Annotated in this window: 3 protein-coding genes and 2 pseudogenes; 2 read left to right on the forward strand and 3 right to left on the reverse strand. The window is 56.7% G+C overall.

The window, feature by feature from the left end; genetic code table 11:
* Positions 1-554: 554 nt before the first annotated feature.
* A pseudogene (locus tag NKJ91_RS28990) lies at positions 555-758 on the reverse strand (transposase); the annotation flags it as partial.
* A 246-nt stretch (positions 759-1,004) separates the two neighbouring features.
* Here NKJ91_RS28990 and NKJ91_RS28995 point away from each other — a divergent pair.
* Positions 1,005-1,321: pseudogene (locus NKJ91_RS28995) on the forward strand (IS110 family transposase); the annotation flags it as partial.
* Between the two features lie 331 nt (positions 1,322-1,652).
* On the opposite strand, the gene NKJ91_RS29000 reads toward NKJ91_RS28995, so the two are convergent.
* Complete coding sequence (locus NKJ91_RS29000; RefSeq protein ID WP_352458267.1) at positions 1,653-2,135, reverse strand: hypothetical protein; 483 nt, start codon at positions 2,133-2,135, stop codon at positions 1,653-1,655.
* Between the two features lie 123 nt (positions 2,136-2,258).
* Here NKJ91_RS29000 and NKJ91_RS29005 point away from each other — a divergent pair, with 123 nt between their 5' ends.
* Positions 2,259-5,879, forward strand: coding sequence for a hypothetical protein (locus NKJ91_RS29005; RefSeq protein WP_352458268.1), 3,621 nt, complete (start codon positions 2,259-2,261; stop codon positions 5,877-5,879).
* Here the strand turns inward: NKJ91_RS29005 and NKJ91_RS29010 are convergent.
* Positions 5,816-6,000: integrase core domain-containing protein (locus tag NKJ91_RS29010; RefSeq protein ID WP_352458269.1), on the reverse strand; the 185-nt coding region annotated here is incomplete at its 5' end. The two genes, NKJ91_RS29005 and NKJ91_RS29010, sit on opposite strands and share 64 nt — an antisense overlap.

The raw sequence follows: 6,000 nt of genomic DNA on the forward strand, positions 1-6,000 counted from the left end.
AGCCGGGGCACTCGTCCTACTGAATTTGTCATTTCGCGTTCTCCACAGATGTTGCAGCTTTCGAACCAAATTATATGGTTCGTTGTCCAGCGACCGGACAATCTTGGTGGCCGTGAAGATACTGTTTTGAGCCGATATGGCTGTGTCGAACAAACAAGATGGGCGCTCTTCTTGCGATTGGCTTTAGCTTCAGCGGGTCGAAGAATAAGCGGCGCACGGTTTGGACCCCACTGACCTCAGACGTTGCAATAAGCCTACCATTCACAGCGAACCGGAGTTGCTAAGAGTCTATGAATTTCCTTGAAGGATCTGTTGCAACGTTTGCCCAGCCGCTCTTGCTCCCGGCTTGCAGCGGTCAATCTCGAGCACACTGATCGCCGTGATGCAAAGATGACGAAGGAAGATTCCCTTTCAAACCGATCTTCTTCCTGGCCAAGTAGTTCGTAGTCAGTTGTGTGCGTCAAGTTCTGCAAAATGGCGTGGCATTGCGGTGACGTCGGCGTGTCCGCCGCGCAGCTCCCGTGTTTAGCGGAGCGGCGGACACATGACGGTGCTCAGGCGGCCAAGGCCCTCAGGCTCTGCTTCTTGTGCTCGCGCAGATGATCCATGTTGAGGTAGCGGGTCGCCTCGAGCCAGTTCTCGTGGATCTCCACCGCTAATGCCCGAACCAGCCGCAGACAGCTCCGCGGGTTGGGGAAGATGCGAACGACCAGGGTGCGCCGCTTGATCTCCTGGTTCAGCCGCTCCAGCATGTTGGTAACCGGTATGATCATGACGGTGCCATCCGATCCCCGCTGGAGATGAGCGATTTTCGGCGTATGGTGCGACCATCCGGGACAGGGGCACCGGGAGCACGCCAAGTGCAGGCAGGCCGATGTATTCGATGAGCTGCGAGCTCGCGTTAGTAGCTGGCCGCCCCTGCGACCTGCCCGGTTGCGCCGAGAGCGCGGATCCGTAGGTGTCGCGTCGCCCGCTGGCTCCCGATTGTTGAGGAGAGGGAGCCGATGAGACGTGTGATTGGAATGGACATCCACCGCACCTTTGCGGAGGTGGTGGTTTGGGAAGACGGCCGGCTGCGCCATCACGAACGGCTCGACATGACCCGCTCGGGACTGGAAGGGTTCGGCCGCAATTTGCGACGGACGGATGAGGTTGTCGTCGAGGCCACGGGCAACGCCATGGCGGTGGTGCGGGTTCTGTCGCCCTATGTCGGCCGGGTGATTGTCGCCAACCCGATGCAGGTGAAGGCGATCGCCCATGCCAGGATTAAGACCGACAAGATCGATGCCGGCGTTTGGCGCAGCTCCATGCCAGCGGGTATGATCATGACGGTGCCATCCGATCCCCGCTGGAGATGAGCGATTTTCGGCGTATGGTGCGACCATCCGGAACAGGGGCACCGGTAGCACGCCAAGTGCGGGCAGGCCGATGTATTCGATGAGCTGAGAGCTCGCGTTAGTAGCTGGCCGCCCCTGCGACCTGCCCGGTTGTCCCTGACCTCAGCCGCAGTGATCGTGGTGGACCAACCATCTCGTTCATCTGGCGGGCGAATCCGTAGAGTCTGGACAGCTCGGTGGCGAGGTCAATCAGAGACTGCTGTTCTTGCGGCGTCGTCGGGGTGCTCGGGCAGATTGGTCAAGTGAGCGTATCTGCTATGGCAGCAAGGTGCGAACAACCACCACCTCGTTGCCAATAAATGAGTTAGGGTCCAGCGACGGCGACTCCAGAAAACCGGCTGTTCTGAAAATAGCTTCGATCGCTGCCCGATCGGCTCCTGGTGCTATATGCACCTCCGCCAAGTCTAGTTGGCATACCGGGTTTGGTTCTCCGATTGGAATTGGCCAATACCGGAATGCACCGTCACTGCAAGTCAGATCGACACCACCCTGATGACGCTTAACGAGCAAGCGGACCTCGTCTTCGATGACCACAGTGGACTTCAGATAGAAGGCGCCGATCCTGGAGATGGTCCAAGGATTGAACGGCGGCTCTCCGGCCGCCAGGGCGTCGTTGATCTCTCGTAGGACGGTGACCGAGCCGCTTCGTTCATAGTGGATCGGGCGAAGTTCTGCCACACCAGGGTGAATCTGGAACTGCAGACGCGCGCCATTTCCCTTTGCGAACGCGCCCCACATGAGTTGCGGATCTTCGGAGGCACACGGGTCATCGAAACGTGGAGTGCGCCCCTCGGACCGGACAGGATGCCTTGCTTTGTAAGATGCTATGCAGATATCTATTCCGAAATATTGGCGGGAAAGATGAAGAAAATGGCTAGCCGGAAGAAACGCGGGGCAACGAAAAGGCCGCTCGATGAAGAAGTTCTGCTTCGGCATATGCAAAGCATAGTAGACAGCGAATTCGAGAATCTTGTAGGCGAGGCGCTGTCAGAAATCTGTGGGAGACGCTTCTTTTGTTCGCGAAGCGGAAGCCAGTACGGGGGTGACGGAAGTGCACGAGGCCCGTTTGAAACGGTTTTCGAAGCCAAGCTCTATCGAGACACTACTTCTTTAAATCAGCGCAATGTACTCGGTGGCTTCGTTGAAGCGACCCATCGTGAGCCGAAACCTGATCTTTGGGTGCTCGCTGCTAGTCGGCCTGTCCCAGAGCAACTTGAACGAGCACTCCGCCGCGAGGCGGAAGAAAAAGCAATCGGCCTTCTCACGCTCGACGCTCCGCCCACGGGCGGCTCAGACCTTGTCCAACTGATTGCTATGGCGCCAAAGGCCGCTGCCCTACGGCTTCCGGCAGAAGCCCAAGCCGCAATCGACCGCCTTAGACGGGAGCCAAATTTCTCTGGGCGGGCTCTTGAGCTTCGCCAAAAACTCTCGGGACCCGATTTCACGCTTGCGACGTTGCGTGCGGCAGTCGATGCCTGGTGGCGAGAGACGATGTCGGAACCGCAGAAACTGGTCCGTCGCCTCAGGGCTAGACCCGCCCCTGGACGGTTGGGTGACCCGTGGGCCGAATTCGTTCGCCGTGATGTGGTCGATGCTAACAGCGCAAGCATTAAAGCCGCGGCGACAAAGGGAAATCCCTGCTTTTTTGTCGGCGACGAAGGAGTTGGCAAGACTCTCTCCGCTCTTCATTGGCTTTTGGAGAATGCCTCTGAGACCCTCTTGCTTCCGGTTACCAAAGCGGTTTCCGTTTCGAAAGACCCCATAACACTCATGAGTTGCGCGCTCAGCATGATGTTGGGTCGCTCCCCTGCGGAATGGGTCAAGAAAGCCGAGATGTTGCTCAGTTATGACGATATCCAAGCCCCTATCGTGACACTTTTTCTTGACGGTCTCAACGAACGACGAAAGAGCGATTGGACCGAGTTGCTGACGCGACTGCAAGACGAACCCTATCGCCAGCGCGTTCGTGTTCTTGCTACGTGTCGTCCCTATGCGTTCGAGCACGATTTCAATGAGTTTGTTGGACTGAGCCAGAAACCGCAGGTTATCCGTATAGGCCTCTTCGCAGACGCGGAACTCGACCGAGGTCTTAAGAACCACAAAATTCCCCGATCCTCTTTATCCGATGAAATGACGGAATTGCTACGCCGTCCGCGACTTTTCGACCTAGCACTCCGATACCGTGAAGAGCTTGAAAAAGTGGGCGAGTTCACGCCAGCTCGCTTGTATTGGGAGGACTGGAAAGACCGCCTGGCACGAAACCGTGACATCCTTGCGGAACCCGATTTCAAGGAAGCACTCCGGCAAGTTGCAAAGGCAATCGATAAGGCATCGCCGAATCCTTCGCGAATAGCGACGGCTGACCTACATCACGCCGTCCGGAACGCAAACCCTTTTGCGGACAATCCAGAGCGCGTCTTGCAAACACTTACGGAACTGGTTGACGGCGGGCTTGCCGAACGGTCCGGGGAAGATACCCGTCTAACATTGTCATTCGCGGCATTTGCACTTGGCTGGGATCTCTGGCGCCGAGCGCTAGAACTTCCTGCGGATTGGACGATTGGACAGATTGTCAGTGAAGTTCGAAGCTGGATAGAGCCGTGGGGCGGGGCCTCATTCGATTGTGAAGTGCTTCGAGTTGCCAGTTGGGCCGCCGCATTAGCGGACGGTAGGAGAGCAGCCCAAGCCGCGATATTCGCCCTTTGGCTCGATAGGCCAAACCTTTCCGACGAACACGAAGACGACATTCTTGCTATTTCACGGCGCATAAACACAGCTCTTGTGGATGTCGCCGAATACGTCTGGTTCGCAGGCGACGCAGAGGCGTCCGAACGCCTTGCTTATATTATTAGACCCCTCACTGGTGCGAGCGAATTGAGGGTAGCACTGATTGAACGTGCTCGTCATTGGGCCGGCTTGATCGGTCTAATGGAGTGGCCATTCTTGGGGCAAACAGACGACCGGTCTGCTTTGCGTGAAAAGCGACTTGAGCGACTGCGCAAACGCCTCGGCGATCGCTTGGTTTTGAATAAACCGTTCAAGGAGGCCGATGAAACTCTCACCATAGCAGATGGCGAAGAGCCTGATGGATCGCACGCCTTTGGCTACGCCGTTAGCGTTCTTGCTTTTCACAGTCGTGATGACCTGATGCCTTTGATAAGGGTTTGGTCCATAGCCGGGTCTGTTCGGTACGGAGACCATGACGATAAATATATCGCAGCGCTGCTGCGCGGTGCCGAACCCTCCGAGATCGCCCTAGTCGATCAAGCGTTGTCACAAGCGCAATCTTTCACCTTGGGCAATGACATTCTGATGGCGCATGCCGCAGGTTCACTTGGATGGGCAATTGGGACGCCTCAGGCCATGACCGTCGTTGCAGACGCCTTTGACAAATCTGGGCTTAGAGACGAACGACAAGAGTTAATCAAAACAATTTCAGTATGGGAAAGACCGGCAACCGTCGAGGAAGCCATTCAGAAGGTCGCCGACCAAACCGAAAAACCTCATGTTCGCTTGTCATATGCGCGGGACTGGCTACTCCATCCTAAGATGAGACTACCGGAAAGCCTTGTTCGCGAGGTCACGGATTTTGCAAGAAATCTCGACGTTACGGCAATCTATCAATCAAGGGGCCACACTTCCGAATCCCTTGCATTAGAGCATTGGATGCCCGTTTTGGCCCGGGCAGCGCGCGATGATAGAGCAGCCATTACGCGCCGACTTTCGGGTCACGTCGCGGCCGGCCAAGTGTCGCCGGAAAGAGCCATGTTTGTTATCATCATGGAAATGTCGGTACTTGATGCAGCCGACCTTGTGCCGCTTATGTCGATACCTGGAGACGATCCGGATAGCGCGAGTCTGCGGATGGCGGCCCAATTTTTGTTGGCAAAGGACGGCGACGAGCAGATTAGCCTGCTCCTGAGCTTGGAACCGTCGCAAGTTATCTATCGTGATTTGGCGCTGACGTTCAGCATTCCGAGTGCCACTGGGCTCGATGCATTGGCGAAAGCTATTCATGGCGGCCTCGAACGAAATCGATTGCGAAGTGCGCTCTTTTTGGTGGCTGCCACGGGTGTGGATTTGACCAATGCCCTGCGCACTGCATTGCTGGAGCGCCTGAGACAATCATCTCCGCATTGCCGAGCGCCCGAACTGGAGATTTTGGCTAAATCCGATGCGCCTGCGGCGGCTGCCGAGTTGATCGCCTTGGATTGGACTGTCGGGAATGCCCGAGACGATGATGAAGCCTTCTGGGGAAGTTTGGTTCTCGCAAAGGCGTCGCTTTCCCTCAATGAGGTGGTTCGGCGTCTTCATCCTCGCCATCTTGTGCGCGCCGCCGAGAATACAAAGGATGGGCCAGCGGTGATCAGTGCCATTTTGATCGCCAAACTGGAGTGCGCCCCTCGGACCGGACAGGGTCAAGCCGCAGTTTTGACCATCTGCCGGGCGTGTTGGTCCTCGAACTGTTGCGGGCTGAGATAGCCGAGTGCTGAGTGCAACCGGCGGGTGTTGTAAACCTCATCAATGAAGCGGGGAAGGTCCTCAGCGACGTCGGCGAAGGTTTCGTAGGCCATCGGATAGACGGCTTCGACCTTCATCGTCT

The sequence above is a fragment of the Mesorhizobium sp. M0040 genome, assembly GCF_040323505.1.
Lineage (GTDB): Bacteria > Pseudomonadota > Alphaproteobacteria > Rhizobiales > Rhizobiaceae > Mesorhizobium.